The sequence below is a fragment of the Nocardia araoensis NBRC 100135 genome, assembly GCF_000308435.1.
GTDB lineage: Bacteria > Actinomycetota > Actinomycetes > Mycobacteriales > Mycobacteriaceae > Nocardia > Nocardia araoensis.
Genome location: NZ_BAFR01000333.1, coordinates 1 through 16329, shown reverse-complemented (window position 1 = coordinate 16329; position 16329 = coordinate 1). Strand labels below are relative to the sequence as shown.

General features: G+C 68.3%; 15 protein-coding genes. 4 read left to right on the top strand and 11 right to left on the bottom strand.

The features are described from left to right. The 4 genes from ON21_RS31945 to ON21_RS31930 form a co-directional block, all read right to left on the bottom strand. Positions 1–882, bottom strand: an 882-nt coding sequence (locus ON21_RS31945) for a thiolase family protein (RefSeq protein WP_039804287.1), incomplete at its 3' end; no start/stop codon positions are given. Further along, complete coding sequence (locus ON21_RS31940; protein WP_039804277.1) at positions 879–2000, bottom strand: class I adenylate-forming enzyme family protein; 1122 nt, start codon at positions 1998–2000, stop codon at positions 879–881. The genes ON21_RS31945 and ON21_RS31940, both read right to left, overlap by 4 nt. After that, positions 1993–2577, bottom strand: a complete 585-nt coding sequence (locus ON21_RS31935) for a biotin transporter BioY (protein ID WP_174372236.1) — start codon at positions 2575–2577, stop codon at positions 1993–1995. Before ON21_RS31935 ends, ON21_RS31940 begins: the two co-directional genes overlap by 8 nt. Before the next feature lie 102 nt (positions 2578–2679). Next, positions 2680–3378, bottom strand: a complete 699-nt coding sequence (locus tag ON21_RS31930; RefSeq protein WP_051021557.1) for an NUDIX hydrolase — start codon at positions 3376–3378, stop codon at positions 2680–2682. 139 nt (positions 3379–3517) lie between these two features. Here ON21_RS31930 and ON21_RS31925 point away from each other — a divergent pair, with 139 nt between their 5' ends. Continuing rightward, positions 3518–5254, top strand: a complete 1737-nt coding sequence (locus ON21_RS31925; protein ID WP_039804274.1) for a DUF3556 domain-containing protein — start codon at positions 3518–3520, stop codon at positions 5252–5254. A 141-nt stretch (positions 5255–5395) separates the two neighbouring features. Here ON21_RS31925 and ON21_RS31920 read toward each other — a convergent pair whose 3' ends face one another. After that, complete coding sequence (locus tag ON21_RS31920; protein WP_051021556.1) at positions 5396–6223, bottom strand: aminoglycoside adenylyltransferase domain-containing protein; 828 nt, start codon at positions 6221–6223, stop codon at positions 5396–5398. 50 nt (positions 6224–6273) lie between these two features. Next, entirely contained in the window at positions 6274–7269 is a 996-nt protein-coding gene (locus ON21_RS31915) for an alpha/beta hydrolase (RefSeq protein ID WP_039804272.1), read from the bottom strand. A 375-nt stretch (positions 7270–7644) separates the two neighbouring features. On the opposite strand from ON21_RS31915, the gene ON21_RS31910 reads away from it, so the two are divergent. Continuing rightward, positions 7645–8448 carry an LLM class flavin-dependent oxidoreductase gene (locus ON21_RS31910; RefSeq protein WP_039804270.1) on the top strand — a complete coding sequence of 268 codons (804 nt, stop codon included), beginning with the start codon at positions 7645–7647 and terminating at the stop codon, positions 8446–8448. Between the two features lie 646 nt (positions 8449–9094). Here ON21_RS31910 and ON21_RS38975 read toward each other — a convergent pair. After that, entirely contained in the window at positions 9095–9295 is a 201-nt protein-coding gene (locus tag ON21_RS38975) for a hypothetical protein (RefSeq protein WP_157171093.1), read from the bottom strand. 32 nt (positions 9296–9327) lie between these two features. Here ON21_RS38975 and ON21_RS31905 point away from each other — a divergent pair, with 32 nt between their 5' ends. Further along, positions 9328–10293 (top strand): hypothetical protein, encoded by a 966-nt coding sequence (locus ON21_RS31905; RefSeq protein WP_157171092.1) that lies wholly within the window; start codon positions 9328–9330, stop codon positions 10291–10293. A gap of 64 nt (positions 10294–10357) precedes the next feature. Here the strand turns inward: ON21_RS31905 and ON21_RS31900 are convergent, their stop codons facing one another. From ON21_RS31900 to ON21_RS31885, 4 genes are all read right to left on the bottom strand, one after another. Continuing rightward, complete coding sequence (locus tag ON21_RS31900; protein ID WP_039804269.1) at positions 10358–11446, bottom strand: ABC transporter ATP-binding protein; 1089 nt, start codon at positions 11444–11446, stop codon at positions 10358–10360. Positions 11447–11459: 13 nt separating this feature from the next. Beyond that, positions 11460–12329: a carbohydrate ABC transporter permease gene (locus ON21_RS31895; protein ID WP_039804267.1), complete on the bottom strand. Its 870-nt coding sequence runs from the start codon at positions 12327–12329 to the stop codon at positions 11460–11462. Positions 12330–12396: 67 nt separating this feature from the next. Continuing rightward, a complete protein-coding gene (locus ON21_RS31890) occupies positions 12397–13242 on the bottom strand; it encodes a carbohydrate ABC transporter permease (protein ID WP_083881018.1) in 846 nt (281 codons plus the stop codon). 3 nt (positions 13243–13245) lie between these two features. Next, positions 13246–14556 carry an extracellular solute-binding protein gene (locus ON21_RS31885; RefSeq protein ID WP_039804266.1) on the bottom strand — a complete coding sequence of 437 codons (1311 nt, stop codon included), beginning with the start codon at positions 14554–14556 and terminating at the stop codon, positions 13246–13248. A 314-nt stretch (positions 14557–14870) separates the two neighbouring features. Between ON21_RS31885 and ON21_RS31880 the strand changes: the two genes are divergently transcribed. Next, positions 14871–16329 (top strand): 2,4-dienoyl-CoA reductase FMN-binding domain-containing protein (locus tag ON21_RS31880; RefSeq protein ID WP_039804279.1); only part of this gene is annotated, 1459 nt, incomplete at its 3' end.

The window sequence follows — 16329 nt, the reverse complement described above, 5'->3', positions numbered from 1 at the left end:
GACGACGCCTAGATCCGCCACACTGAAACCGGTGCGGCGCAGCAGTTTCCGGATCGCGGGTACGGGACCGAGGCCGGGTGACGCCGGGTCGGATCCCGCGACCGCGCAGCCGAGGATCCGCAGAGCGGGCAGCCCGGCGGCCATCGCTTCGGTGGTGACCGCCATGGCCGCCGCTCCGTCGGAGATGCCGCAGGAATTGCCCGCGGTGGCGGTGCCGTCGGCGCCGAAACTGGGACGCAGGCGCGCGAGCCGGGTCGCGGTCATCCCCGTCCGGATGCGTTCGTCGCGGTGCACGCCGCCGAGCGGCACGATCTCCGCGGTGAAGTCGGCGGCCGCGGCGAGCGTGTGCGAGCGGGCCGCGTAGGCGTCCTGCCGCTCGCGGGTGATGCCGCGTGCGCGCGCGAGATCGTCGGCGGCGACACCCATGTCCGGATCGGGGAATCCCGGCGGCGCGAAGGGGGCGCGGGTGTATCGCACCGGTTCGGCGTCCGCCACGGGCGGCCAGAAGCGCCACGGGGCGGTGCTGGCCGATTCGACCCCTCCGGCCAGGAGAAGTTCGTCCGCGCCGCTGCGCACCCGCAACGCCGCCTGCATCACCGCGTCGAGGCCGGAGCCGCACTGCCGATCGACGGTGACGCCGGGAACGTGCGCACCCAGCCCCGCGCGCAAGGCGGCGACGCGGGCGGGATCGCCGCCCGGCCCGAGGCAGTTGCCGAGGATCACGTCGTCCACCTCGGCATCGATGCCTGCGCCGCGCAGCGATGCCAGCACCTCGCGCAACACGGGAGCGGCCAGGTCGGTGGTGGTCAGATCGGAGAATCCGTGGCCCGCGTTGCCGATCGGCGTGCGTCGCGGCACTACCACAACGGGGACGGGGCTCATGCCAGCAAGTCTTTCAGCTCGCCCCTGGCCACCTTCCCGGCGGCGGTGCGAGGCAGCGCGGGCAGCGGCACCCACCGGCGCGGCATCGCCTCCTTCGCCAGCACCCGCCGTGCTCGCGACCGGACCTCGGCGAGCCCGGTACCGCCGTCCAATTGCACCGCCGCCGTGACGATTTCACCGAACACCGCATGCGGCGAGCCGAGCACCGCCACCGCCGTGATGCCATCGAGCGACGCGAGCACGCGTTCCACCTCCTCGGCGACCACCACGGTGCCGCCGACGTTGATCGCGCAGTCGCCCCTGCCCAGCACGGTGAGCTCACGGTCCTCGCCCAGTTCGGCGAGATCACCGACGCCGAACCAGTCGGGCGCGCCGAGCACACGGTAGGGCGATCGGACGTAGAGCGATCCGTCGCGTACCTCGGCCTCGACCCCGTCGAGCAGCCGCATCGGCTCGGGAACACGCCGCGCCGCCACCAGCGAGACCTCCGAGGACCCGTAATACTCCACGACATCCAGGCGACCGGCCGCCGCCAGCGCACCGTCGTCTAGCGCGATGCCCGCGACGATCGCGGTGCGCAGGCGCGGGCATGCCGCCACCACCTCGCGCAGTACCGCGGGAACCGCGTGCACGACAGTGGCTCGCGCCGGGTCGTCGGTGACGTACGCGCCGCGCCACAGCGCGTGCAACGCACCGAACAGGTGCATGGTCGCGTGCAGCGGACCGGTGATCAGCACGCGATCGGCCGCTTCCACACCCGTGATCGCCGTGAACGCGGGGAAGCTGTCGTACCAGGAGGCGGCCGTCCGCGCCAGCGGCCGCGGATGTCCGGTCGAGCCCGACGTCGCCACCAGTAGAAATGCCCCGGGAGGGATGCCGGTGCGGTGCGGTCGCGCGGCGGGATCCTCGACGAACACCGGGATACCGCGCCGAGCCGCGGCGCAGACGCAGATCAGCGCGTCCGGGACCGGGAGGGCGGACGCGTCGTAGACCGTCGCGTCGGGGTCGTGTTCGATCCACCGCTCGATCGCGCGGTCGAGTTCGCGGTAGGTGTAGCGCCGACCACCGAAGTCGACGGCGGGCGCGTCGCCCACGCCGCCGAGCTCGGGACTAGGCACGGATCACTCCGGGATACGCGCGATGCACTCCTTTGGCCACCACGGTCGCGACGACGACTTTGAGCAGGTCGCCGGGAATGAACGCGAAGTTGGTGGTGATCGCGGCCCGAACGCCGAGATCGGTGCGCAGCAGCAGACCCACGGTGCCGAAGAGGTAGATGATCACCAGACCGCCGATGGCGTTGATCAGCAGGCCGAGCGCGATCGGGTACTTCGGCAGGATACGGGCGGTGCCCAGCCCGATGAACAGCGCCGCCGGAATCCAGCCGATCAGGTACCCGGCGCTGGGACCGGCCAGCGCCGTCAGGCCGGTGCGGCCACCGGACAACAGCGGCAGGCCGATCATCGTGAGCGCCAGGAAGACCAGAACCGCGGCCGTTCCCTTGCGCGCCCCGAGCACCGCACCCGCCAAGATGACGCCGAGGGTCTGCACCGTGATCGGCACCCCGCTGAACCCGACCGTGATGGCGCCCGGCAGGCCGAGCGCCGCGATCAGCGCCGCGAACACGGCGATCTGCGCCATATCCCGCGCGGAAACCCCGGCCCTCGGCTCCCGAGAGTTCTCGACACCTTCCACGACAACCCTCCGCCTAGCAACTTGAACGACGTTCAAGGTAGCAAACCGTGTACGGCGGCGCGCACCGAGCTCACGCCCCGGAGGTGGTGACGCCGTCGAAGGCTAGCGGTGGGTCCAGTCCGGCTGGGTGAAGTGGGCGACCCTGGCCGCGGCAGGGTCCGTGCCGAGCAGGACGACTTCGCGGAATTGCCACAACAGCGCGCCGGTGGGTGCGTGAATGGTCATCTGCGGGCCGAGCCGCATCTGGAGCAGGCCTGCTTCGCCTGCGGGCGCGGTGTCGTCGCGCAGTTCCGCTTGCCGTACGGCGTCCTGGGCCCGGACCCAGCGCGGGGTGTCCTCGGCGGCGACCCGGGCCAGATCCACCAGGTGTACCGAGTAGACCTCGTCGGGATTCGGCCGTAGCCGCGTCGCGTCGGTCAGCGCCAGTACGAGGGGCGTGATCGTGAAACCGGATGCCGCGGGGAAGTCGTCGAGTGCGCCGAGCAGATCACCGGGACGCGCGTCCAGGCCCAGTTCCTCGCGCAGTTCACGCAAGGCGGCTTGCTCGGCGGTCTCGCCTTCGTCCAGGCGGCCACCTGGCAGACCCCACTGTCCGGCGTTGCGGCCACGGTAGGCCCGCTTGATGACGATCACCGACAGCGGTCCATCGGGCTCCTCGACCACGCACAGCGCCACCGCCGCGCGGCGCACCCCGGGCATATCGGCGACCTCGATACGCGGGAACGCGGCCAAGCGGGCCTGCGCGAGCACGCGGAATTCGTCGATGCTCCTGGGTAGCGGCGCTCTCGGAATCGGCTCCATGGCTTCGATCTTGCCCCTTCCCCATGGACGAGCGCGACAAGCGAAGTCGTTGACAGCAACTGCCTCACCTGTCACCGTATCGGGAACCTCCGGGGTCCCGCCGACCGTGCCCCGGGCGTTCGCGATCGGAGCGTGCTTGATGGGATTTCTCGAGCCCGACCTGCCGGTGGTCGACATGGCGGAGTGGAGCAAGGGCACGCGCGGCGAGCGCATCCGCCCGATGGCCAGGCACTGGGCCGAGGTCGGCTTCGGGACTCCGGCAGCGCTGCACCTGTTCTACGTCGGCAAGATCTGCCTCTATGTGCTCGGCGGCTGGTCGGTCGCGCTGACCACCGAAGGCATCGACGGGTTCACCGACGTCGGCGCTTGGTGGTCGGAACCGATCGTCTTCCAGAAGATCGTGCTGTACACGCTGCTGTTCGAAGTGGTCGGGCTGGGTTGCGGGTTCGGCCCGCTCAACAACCGGTACTTCCCACCGTTCGGCTCGATCCTGTATTGGCTGCGCCCCAACACTATTCGGCTGCCACCATGGCCGGGACGGATACCGCTCACCAAGGGCGACAACCGCACGCCGGTGGACGTCGGGCTGTACGCGGCGCTGCTGGTGACGACAGCGGTCGCATTGCTCTCCGACGGAACCGGCCCGATACCGGAGCTGAACACCACCGTGGGTCTGCTGCCGCACTGGCAGGTGGCGGTGATCCTGGGGCTGCTGGCGATACTCGGGCTACGCGACAAAGTGATCTTCCTGGCCGCCAGGGGCGAGGTCTACGCCACCCTCACGGTCGCTTTCCTTCTCCCCGGAGCCGATTCGATCGTCGCCGCGAAAGTGGTCTTCGTCGTGATCTGGATGGGGGCGGCCACCTCGAAACTCAACAAGCATTTCCCTTTCGTGGTGTCCACGATGATGTCCAACAGTCCGGTGTTCCGGCCGAAGCCGCTCAAGCGCGCGTTCTTCGAACGCTTCCCCGACGATCTGCGGCCGGGACGGCTGTCCCGCGTCTTCGCCCACGGCGGCACGGTCGTCGAGATGTGCGTTCCCCTGGTGTTGTTCTTCTCCCACGGCGGTTGGCCGACGGCGATCGCGGCGATCGTGATGGTGTGCTTCCACCTGGCGATCCTCACCGCGATCCCCATGGGCGTCCCGCTGGAATGGAACGTCTTCATGATCTTCGGCATCCTCACGTTGTTCCTGGCGCACGCCGACCTCGGTCCGGGCAGCCTGAACAACCCGATCCCGGTGGCGGTGCTGTTCGTCGTGCTCGCGAGCATCGTGATCGCCGGAAATCTGTTCCCGCGCAAGATTTCCTTCCTGCCGGGCATGCGCTACTACGCCGGCAACTGGGACACCACCATGTGGTGCGTCAAACCGTCGGCCGCGGAGAAGATCGGCGCAGGCGTCGTCGCGATAGCCAGCATGCCGCAGGCGCAGCTGGAGCGGTTCTACGGGAAGGATCGAGCGCAGATCCCGATGTACCTCGGGTACGCCTTCCGGGCCATGAACACACACGGCCGCGCGTTGTTCACGCTCGTACACCGCGCCATGCCGCCCGGCCGCGAAGACGAGTACACCATCACCGACGGCGAACGCATCTGCAGCACCGCCGTCGGCTGGAACTTCGGCGACGGCCACCTGCACAACGAACAACTCATCGCCGCGCTACACCGCCGCTGCCACTTCGAACCCGGCGAAGTACGCGTGGTCCTCCTCGACGCCCAGCCGATCCACCGACAGACCCAGCAATACCGCCTCGTCGACGCCGCCACCGGCGAGTTCGAACGAGGAGAAGTACGAGTCGCCGACATGGTGACCCGCCAGCCCTGGGCCGACGACGTACCGGTGCGGGTGCACTACAGCGCCAGCGCGGCAGACTAGCGCATCCACCTCCGCTGTCGGGGACGGCTGCTCCTCGTCATCTAAATGCTTGAATGCGCATATTTACGTAACGGCATGTTTCTTGCTTCGAACGGCTCCCTGTTCATTCGCCGAGCGCTTCGGTGAAGCTGCGGCTCCCCGTTACCGCGAGTCCGGATGTTGGTCGCGATCGGTGTCGGTCTGCGTCGCGACTGCGACGACCTGGTCCCCCACCCAATTCAGGAAGGCTCCAACGTCGTTGCTCGGCAGCGGAAGCGCCGCCGAGCGTGGCCGCTGGAAGCTGCGCAGCGCTGTATCGATGAGAGGGGCGAATTCTGCCTCGGATGTCGCGATCATCTGCGCGGCCTCGCGTTTCGCCGACCAGCGCCCCGTGCGACAGAACGCTACCGCTCGACAGCCGTTCAGCACGCGGTTGTCGGCCAGATGCCCCTCTCCCCCGGCATGTTCGCGAACCGAAGCCAAGAGTGCCGTATGAACGTCGCGCCGCGACGGTGCCGCGATGACCTGCCGCACGGGCGTCCCGTGCAGCAAACGCCCGGTCTGATGTGCGATGGAACGATCGATGACGTACCAGAACGCCGAGGAGTCGGCCGGATCGAAGCTGACGCGGTTCGGCAACATCGGACCGGTGTTCAGATCCATGAGATAACCGGCCGCGGTGGACGGCTCGGCCACGAAATTCGCGCTGTAGACCACTAGTTCCAGGCCGGCTGCCGGGCACGGCAGCGCGGAGTGCTCGAGCGAATCGGCCAATTCGCGCAATACCTGAGCGGGGATCGAGGGGGCGACGACGACTACCACGTCGACATCGCTTCGCCCGTGCCGATAGTCCCCGAGCGCGACCGATCCGACAGCGAAGACACTCACCAGATGGCATCCGCAGACGGCGCGGGCGCGGCGCACGAGAGCTTCGAGGTAGGGACGCAACTCAGCCGGAAGGAGGTGGGAATCCACCAGGGCGTGGGTCATACGGGCCAGTATCCGCCGAAGTCGCGTGTGGGGGTCTCCCGTCCCCCTGCTCAGCGCGGCAGGCCCAGTCCTTCGGCCAGTACGGGCCACGAATTCTTCAGCGCCTCCTGCCAATAGCCCCAGGAATGAGTTCCGGTGGGCTGGAAGTCATAGGTGGCGGGGATGCCGAGGGAGTCGAGGCGGTCACGCATGTTGTGGGTACACCAGTTGACCGCGGCCTCGATCACACCGCCGAGCACCAGTTGGTTGAGGTAACCACGCGGCCCCGGCTGAGTGTAGGCGCCGTTGTAGACGTCGTACATGCCGGGAACTCCGGTGCCCGTGGACAGGAACAGGCGGATACCGCGCAACTGCTCCGCGTGCAGGTACGGGTCGTTCGCGGCCCACATCGGGTCGTCGGGCGGGCCGTACATGTTCTCGGTGTCGCCACCACCCCAGCTCTCGACGGCGAGTTTCACGAACTCGCGGCCCATCGGATCGCTGATCTGCGCGCAACCGCTGTAGGCCGCGACCGCCTGGTACAGGCCGGGTTTGGCGATCGGCAGTTGCAGCACCGAGGTGCCCGAGGTGGACAGACCCGCGATCGCGTTCACCCCGGTGGTGGTGAACTCCGCATCGATCAGCGGCGGCAACTCCTCGGTGAGGAAGGTCTTCCATTTGTAGACACCGAGTTTCGGATCAGGTGAACGCCAATCGGTGTAATAACTCCAGCGCCCGCCCACCGGCTGCACGACGTTGACGTCCTTGTCGGCGAGGAAACGCAACACGTCGGTGTTCTTCTGCCAGGTCGCGCTGTCCTGACCCCCGCCGCCACCGTTCAACAGATACAACGTCGGACGCGGAACCGAACGATCGGCCGGACGCAGCACCTTCACCATGATGTCCTGCCCCATCGCCGCGGAATGCACCCGCACCTGCACGCTGCGATCGTCCTCGGCCCAGGAACCCGTGATCGACGCGGTATCAGCGCCTGCGGGCGGCGACGCCGCGACCGCCCCTGCGGACACGGCGAACACCGCCGCCAGCACGACGAACACGTGCCCCATCGAGCGGCAGACCGTTTCGATTCTCGCGCGTACGCCGACCGAATCGATACCCGGCGAAGCCGCACGTACGGCACTTCGTTTCATCGCTTGTTTTCCTCCCACCGTCGCGTTCGTCTACCCGGCACCGATTCAGCTGCTCGACGACGCACAAGTTCCGCCTACGCTAAGCCGGAGAAACCGGCGCACTTCCCTGGTTCGGATGGGTCTGGACACCTCACGAATCGGTCCGAGTGCCCGCTGTGCTCGAGACGAACAAGGCGGGCGCGGGACGGCGAATCTCCTCGGACGCGCTCGTACCGAGTTCGATGCACCGATGACTTTCGGGTGGATCCGCAGTCGATACCTCTGGAGATACCGACAGACAGGAGTCCAGGCATGACGAGACCGTTTCGATTCGGGGTCGTTGCCCCGCTCAGAACCGACCTGCCGACGTGGCGGGATCGGGTGCGCCGCATCGCCGACGTCGGCTACTCGACGCTGCTGGTGCCCGACTTCCCGCAGATGCAACCGGCGCCCGGCCCCATGCTGGCCACCGCCGCGGCCCTGACCGACCTGCGTGTGGGCACCTGGGTGTACGCTTCCCCGCTGCGCCCGGCCTGGTTGACGGCGTGGGAAGCGCACTCGCTGTCGCTACTGACCGACGGTCGTTTCGAGTTCGGCATCGGCACCGGCAGGCCCGGAATCGAGGACGAGCTGCGCGAACTGGGACTACCCGTGGTCCCGCCGAGCGAGCGGCTGGCCGAAGTGCGTGAGACCATCACAGCGCTGCGCGATCTCGACGGCCCCGACCGTCGCACGCCCGTGGTGATGGCCGTGCGCGGGCCCAAGGCCAGGGCGCTGGCGGCCGAGGTCGCGGACACGGTCACCTTCGCGCTGATGCCGGATGAGCCTCGGGCCGAAGTCACCCAGCTGGCACAGGAGGTCAGCGCGCTCCGAGATATCGAGCTCGCGCTGCACGTGCCGATCATCGGCGACACGGTCGCCCCGTTCATGGCGCCTCCCGACACCGACGTTGCCGCGCTTCCGGCCGACTCGCTGGCGATACTTCCGGACGATCCGGCGGCCGCAGCCGAGGAAATCCAACGGCGGCGGGAGGAGATCGGCTTCTCCTATTTCGTGTTCGGTGCCGACTCCGCCGACAAATTCGCACCGGTCGTCGCCGAACTCACCGGGCGTTAGTCGGGCGGCGAGGGACGACGCGAGGCGGCACCCGCCGGTTTCGTGAACCGACGCCATGGATTCTTCCTCTGTCCCTCGCCGAAACCGGGCCGCCCGGCGAACGGAGCCACGATCGCGCCGCGGAACAGGTGCCCGCCTCGCGCGCGAGCAAAGCACTAGCGGAGTCGGTGACATGAAGAGCATCATGAATACCTCGCGAATCCACCTCTCACGACGTCGCGAACGGGGGAATCATCATGCGTCATCTGGGGCTGACTCTGCTGGTCGCAGCTTCGATCGCAACCGGAACCGCCTGCACCACTTCCCCGCCGACCGACCGTTCGACGGATCTCGCATCGGCGACCAGCCGAGAAGCCCTGTCCGAGAGCTCAACCGAGACTTCACCGGCCGCGGTGACGCCGGGTGGCGGTTTCCCCGGGCAACCCGGCAAAACCGGTTCAGGTGTGGTTCCGGCGGCGCCGATTCGGATCCCGAACCTCGTCCAGTTGGGGGGAGTTTCAATCGACGCCGTGAAGAATACGGCCATCAGTCGGATCAGAGACGCTTGCGGCGGGAGTCTGTGCATTCGGGTCGAGGTGCAGACAGGCGACGATCCGTCCCACGATCGCTGCCAATACTCGGGCCGGTTACGCGGTGCGACGGTGGACTACTCGGACTCGGACGAGTCGGCACCGAACGGGAAGCTGGTCATCGACCGCGCGGCGACGCTGGTACTGCTGACCGGCTCGAAGACACCTTGCGCGCACGACACCAACGGGACCGAGAGTACCGGCGGTAGCGGCAGCCCCACCACCACCACGACAACAACAACAGCAGCAGCACCGAGCACTACTCGGTCCACCGTCACCGGGACCAAGCCACCTTCACCGTCGGACGCCGATGTCCCCACCAGGTGAGAACGACGAGACAGCCTCTGCGCCCAACCGCAACGATACGGCCCCCGCCGCGGTGTCACCGTTCGCCGGATTCGGCAAGGTGGCCCGAGCACTGGGCCAGCTCGCCGCCCCGACAACACTGGTTACCGGGCTGCTGTTCTACTTCGGCTGGGCGCACGTCTACTGGTTCTTCCACTATTTCGGCGTCGACTCCACGACCCTGCACCCGAGCATCCGTGACTATCTGATGCGCAGTGTCGATGCGCTTTTCATTCCCCTCATCACGACGGGCGTCATCGGGATGGCACTCACGTGGGGATATCTCGCTCTGCCCGACTCGGTGCGCCGGGGCCGCCGGACACGATGGCAGCTGCTGAGTGTCACCGGAGTCGCGGTCATCGTTCTCGGCAACGGCCTGACCCGGCTGCTGTTCATCACCCCGGTCAACGACGGCCTCGGCGTGGCGCCGGTGTCGATCATCGCCGGTGTCGCGCTGCTCTGGTATGTCACTCTTCAGCGTCGGCAACAGCTGCGGGAACGCAACCCGGATATGCCGCAATCGTCCGAAGCCGCCGGGATCATCGAATGGACGATCCTGTTCATCGTCATAGGCATCAGTTTGTTCTGGGTCGCCACCGATTACTCTGCCGCCGTGGGCCGATCACGCGCTCTCTTGGCCGCGGCCGAGATCGCCACCCAGCCGGAAGTGGTTGTCTACAGCGAAAAAGACCTCCACCTGTCCAGCACCGACGTGCGGAAAGTCGAATGCGGCCCGGCCGAGGGATCGGCCTACCGGTATCGGTACGACGGACTCGTGCTACTGGCACACGTGGGTGACCAATACGTGCTATTACCGCGGACCTGGCCCACACGACGCGGCGCCGCCATCGTCCTGCCTGCCGCACCGCCGGGCGCGGTGCGATTCGAATTCCGCCTGGCCGGCAATCCGGCCGCAGGCGACTGCACTTAGTCGTCGCAAGCCGGAGCCGGTGAGCTCGGTACGCCGCTACCGCTGATCAACCCGGTCGCGAAAGTCACTCGAATCGCAACAGCATTCCGGTTTCCGGGTCGTACCAGCGGCATGCCTCCGGCGGCAAGAACAGATCGGACGCGGAGCCCTCGGCGGCGCGGAAGCTCGGCGGCGCTTGGACTTTCACAGTCTGCCCGCCGACGCGGGTGGTGAGCAGGGTCGAGGAGCCGAGCGGCTCGAGCACTTCGAGCTCGCCGCGCACCGTCGCCTCCGCCGGACCTTCGCGCACCACGATGGCCTCGGGGCGGATGCCGAGCCGCAGCGTGCCGCCCGCATACGACGCCAGCGCCGGGGGAACGGCGAGCGATTGGCCGCCCAGGTCGATGCGCGGCCCGGCCTCTGCCGCGGAAACCGTGCCGGTGAGGAAGTTCATCGGCGGGCTGCCGAGGAACCCGCCGACGAATTCCGTCGCCGGGTCGTCGTAGACCTCGGTCGGCGGGCCGCACTGGGCGATCGATCCGTCCCGCATGACGGCGACGCGGTTGCCCAGCGACAGCGCCTCGACCTGGTCGTGGGTGACGTAGATGGTCGTGGTGCCGAGTTCCGCGACAAGCCTTTTCAACTCGGCCCGGAACGACAGCCGCAACAGGGCGTCCAGGTTGGACAGCGGCTCGTCCATGAGCAGCACGTCGGCGTCCATCACGATCGCCCGCGCCACCGCGACCCGCTGGCGCTGCCCGCCGGACAGCCGCGCCGGGTACCGGTCCAAATACGGGGTCAGCTGCAGCAGTTCGGCGGCCCAGGCGACCTTGCGGCGGATCTCGTCGGCGGGCACGCCGTGCACGCGCAGGCCGAAGCCGATGTTGTCGGCGACCTTCTTGTTGGGGAAAACCGCGTAGGACTGGAACACCATCGACAGGTTGCGCCGCCGCGGTTCGAGGTAGGTGACGTCCTTGCCGCCGATCACGATCTGCCCGGAGTCGGGCAGTTCCAATCCGGCGATCATGCGCAGCAAGGTGGTCTTGCCGCAGCCGGACGGCCCGAGCAGCACCATGAACTCGCCGTCGGCGATCTCCAGCGAGACCTCGTCGGTGGCACGCGCCGTGCCGCCGGGATAGGTCTTCACCAGATCCCGGACAACCACCTCAGCCATCAGCCAACCCCTGTCATCTGAGCGTCGTCCCCCACATGTTCACCAGGTAGCGCCGCATCACGAAGATGAACACCAGCGCCGGGATGATCAGCGCGAAGCCGCCCGCGAAGCGGTACGCGGTCGACGCCTCGCCCAGCGCCGTGAGCACCTGCGCGGGCAGCGTGCGGTGCCCGAGCGTCACGATCGTCGCGCCGAGGATCTCGTTCCAGGACAGCACGAACGTGAAGATCGACGACGCGGCCAGCCCCGGCAACGCCAGGGGCACCACCACCCGGCGAGCGGCCTGCCAACGGGTGCACCCGAAGACCTGGGCCGCCTCCTCCAGATCCGGAGGCACCGCGACGAAGATGCTGGCCGTGATGAGCACGGTGGTCGGCAGCGCGAGCGTGGTGTGCACCAATGTCACGGCGAACACCGTGTCGTACACATCGATCCGCAGGAACACCGTGGCCAGCGGCACCGAGAGCACCACGATGGGCAGCGCGCGCACGAAGAGGATGAAGACCTGGTAGCTGTCCTTGCCGCGGAAGGCGTGGCGGGCCAGCGCGTATCCCGCGGGCGCGCCGATCACCAGCGACCAGAACACCGTGTAGACGCCGACGAGCACCGAATTGCCCAGCGCAGCGACGGTTCCGGTGGCACGAAAGAACGCGACGAGGGTCTCGGTGGAGAACTCCGTCGGGATCAGCGGCTTCGGGAACGCGTTGAGCGCCTCTCGGGAGGATACCGCGGCGAGTCCGATGAGCACGATCGGCAGCGCCATGAACAGGCTCACGGCACAGCAGGCCAGCTGCGCCCACACGGCGCGTCCGCGGCGCCTGCGCAGCGGCGCGCGATCGATCGGCGGCAGTGCGCGCCGCGACGGCTCCTCGACTCGGTTCATCGCGCTCCTCGCCTTCCGCGCGCGTTCCCGCGGCTGTGCGCCTCGATCAGCGCGGCGCGATCGGCGATCATCGGGCCTGCTCCGGCTGCCGGACCGCCCGCAGGTAGAACACCGCGGTGGCGAGCGAGATCGCCAGCACGATCAGCGAAACCGCACTGGCGACCGCTGGGTTCTGCAGATTCGCGTACCACTCGTAGGTCTCCCCCACCAGCAGCGGAAAGTCCCGGCCGGTCAATGCCTGCGCCACGGCGAAAGCCTGCAGCGCGAGGATGGTCCGCAGGATCAGCGCCACTTGCAGGCTCGGCCCGAGCAGCGGCAGCGTCACGTGCCGCAGCCGCTGCCAGAGGTTCGCGCCGAACACCTGCGCGGCCTCGTCGTAGTCACGTGGGATCATCTGCACGCCCGCCACCACGATGACGAACACCAGCGACGTCGCGCGCCAGATCTCGGCGAGCACCACGGCCAGCAGCATGGTGCCCGCGTTCCGGTAGCTGAGCCATTGCACGCCGTCGTCGGTGAGCCCGATGCCGACCAACAGCGAGTTCAGGTAGCCGCGGTTGTCGAAGATGGACAGCCAGACCAGGCCCGCGGCCAGTTCGGAGATCGCCAGCGGCAGGCACCACAGGTAGAAGTGCACGCCGGCGAACCGCGGCCGGGCCTGCATGAGCAGCGCCATGCCGACGGCGAGCACGAGCTGGATCGGCACGACGATCGCGATCAGCAGGAGGGTGTTGCGCAGCGCGGTGAAGACGTAGGGATCGTCGAACAGCCGGCGCCAGTTGGCGAGGGTGAATCCGTCGCCGCCACGGAACGCCTCGAACACGGCCTGCACGAGCGGCCAGCCGAACAGAGCCGTCATGAGGACGATCGACGGCAGCAGGAGGATCCACGGGGAGCGTAGACGCGACATCATGATTCAGCCCACCCGGCAGAAGTCGGCGGCCGGGTCGGGAGCCCAGCACGGCACTTTCAGCTCGTCGAGGATGCCTTGCAGGACCCGGGCCTGCTGATCCAGCGTGGCGCGGATATCGGCCCCGTCCAGCACGATCGAGCGGAAGCTGTCTTTGAACACCTTGCTCACCTCACCTTCACGCTGGCCGAGGCCCACCGGCGGCAACGAGAGAATGGCGCCGGGCGCCTCCTGCTGCCTGCGCACCGCGTCGGCCTCGAGCCGGATGGCCGGTGGCAGGTCGTCGGGAATCGCCGTGTCGACCGCGGGGAAGAAACCGTTGGAACGAAGCAGGCGCAGTTGGGTTTCCGGGCGGCTGAGCGTGCCGATGGTCCGCTGCGCGAGTTCGGGATCCGTACTGCCCTTGGGAATCGCGAGCCCGGCGACCACGGCCATGTAGCCGAGGCCGTGCGAGCCCCGGGGCGCCGGAAGCATCCGCCAGTTCCGCGGGTCGCGCTCGGGCGCGTGGACCAGGCGCACCACGTGGTCCCACGCCATGCGTACCTCGCCGCTGTCGAGCGGTTCCTGCATGAAGTCGGAATTCGTGCTCGATTGGGCGCAGTTGGCCCACAGCTCACGCAGGTACTGCCACGCCGTCACGGCCTCGTTCGAGCGGAAGGTGGTGATCTGACCGCCGGTGAACGAGGGCAGCAGGAAGCCCTGGACGAACCGGTGCAGCAGGCCTTTGGGACCCGCGGGCAGACCGAGGACAGGGCGATTGCCGTTGGCGCGGCGTGCCGCCACGGCCCAGTCGAGGAACTGGTCGTAGGTCAGCGACCCGGCATCGACACCGGACGGCAGGTGCTCGAGCGCGTCCGCATGCGCGGCGAGGACGTAACTGGCGGTGGCCCACGGGATGTACCACGTGCGGTCGGTGCCGACCTTCGCCAGTCGCAGGTATTCCGCGGACCAGCCGCGGGGGCCGAGGTCGGCGAGCAACCCGGTGAGGTCTTCCAGGTAGCCGCCCGCGAGCGGCGCGATGTCGCCGTGCAGACCGCCGAGCAGACCGATCCTGGTCGCGCCCGCGTCGACCTGGCTGCGCACCTGGCTCGCGAACGGACTCTCCTCGATGGTCACATAACCGACGCCCGGCGCGGCGGACGCGAGCAGGCCGCGGAAACGTTCGGCCTCGTCGGCGGGGCGGAACTGAGTGGACAGGAAGATCATGCCGCCGTTGCCGCTGGTGGCGAATCCGGTGCAGGCCGCGGCGGACAGGGCCGCCGCGCCGGAGCCCACCGCGCGCAGGAAGGATCTGCGCGTCGAACCGGATACCGGCATGCATGGCTCCTGTTCGGGCACAATGTGTTTCGAACCTCTGTCAGGTTGGCCAACATAACAGGAATTCACCGGGCTTTCGAGGGTGACGCCTACCCAGCGGCGGGAGGCCTCGCGTGGTCTCGGGCGGGGCACCGGGAATCGCGCGGAGGACGACGCCCGCCGCGCTCGGTTCGGGGCGTGGCAGAGGCGGTCGAGTGGGAGGTTGCCGGGTCGTCGCCCCTGGAACACCGGGTCGCCGGGATCCGGCCGTGCACCGCAGATGGCAAGCCTCGCCAGCGATTGCGGAGCCAGGTAGCTACCGTTAGGTTCATCCCATGAGTTCCGCCTTTCCGCATTTGCTGTCGCCGATCGAGCTGGGGAGGGTGAAACTCCGCAACCGAGTTGTGATGGGCTCCATGCACACCGGGCTGGAAGACCGGGCCTGGCACATCGACCGGCTGGCCGCGTTCTTCGCCGAACGCGCGCGCGGCGGCGTGGGGTTGATCGTCACCGGCGGTTACTCCCCCAGCCGCGACGGCTGGCTGTGGCCGTTCGCGTGCGCGATGCTGGACGAGACCGACGCCGAGCGGCACCGCGTGATCACCGACGCCGTCCACGAGGCAGGGGGCAAGATCGCGTTGCAGATCCTGCACGGCGGGCGCGATTCGAACATTCCCACCAATCGGGCTCCCTCGGCGGTGGCCTCGCCGCTCACCGCGTTCGAGCCGCGGGCGTTCACCGAGCAGGAGATCGAGACCACGATCGCCGATCATGTGCGCTGCGCGCAGTTGGCGCAGCTGGCCGGATACGACGGCATCGAGATCATGGGCGGCGAAGGCTTCCTGATCAACCAGTTCCTCGCGCCGCGCACCAACACGCGGACCGATCGCTGGGGCGGATCGGCGGCGAACCGGCGGCGGTTCCCGGTCGAGGTCGCCGCCCGGACCAGGGCCGCCGTCGGTGACGACCTGCTCATCATGTTCCGGATGTCACTGGCCGAATTCGTCGAGGACGGGCAGACCTACGCCGAGATCATCGACCTGGCGAAGGAACTCGAAACCGCCGGAGTCGACGTCATCAACACCGATATCGGCTGGCACGAGTCGCGGGTGCCGACGATCGTCACTTCGGTGCCACGGGCCGCGTTCGTCGGATACACCGCGGCGCTCAAGGAGCACATCTCGATTCCGGTGTGCGCGTCGAACCGGATCAACATGCCCGAGGTCGCCGAGCAGATCCTCCAGCGCGGCGAGGCGGACCTCATCTCGCTGGCCCGCCCGCTGCTGGCCGACCCGGAATGGGTGAACAAGGCCGCCGGATCCCGCGTGGACGAGATCAACACCTGCATCGCCTGCAACCAGGCCTGCCTGGACCACACCTTCACCCGGCAGACCGTGTCCTGCCTGGTGAATCCCCGCGCGTGCCACGAGACGCTGCTGCAACTGCTGCCCACCAGGCATGCCAAGCGCGTCGCCGTCGTCGGCGCCGGACCGGCCGGGTTGTCGGCGGCGATCGGGCTGGCCGAACGCGGACACCGGGTGGAGCTGTTCGAGGCCGAGGACCGGATCGGCGGCCAGTTCGACCTCGCCCGCCGCATTCCGGGCAAGGAGGAATTCGACGAGACGATCCGCTACTACCGGCGCAAGCTCGAACTCACCGGCGTCACCGTTCATCTCGAGGCCCGCGTCACCGTCGAGCAACTCGCCGAGGGTGGCTGGGACGAGGTGGTGCTGGCCACGGGCGTGCGCCCGCGTATTCCCGACATCCCCGGCATCGATCACCCGATGGTGCTGT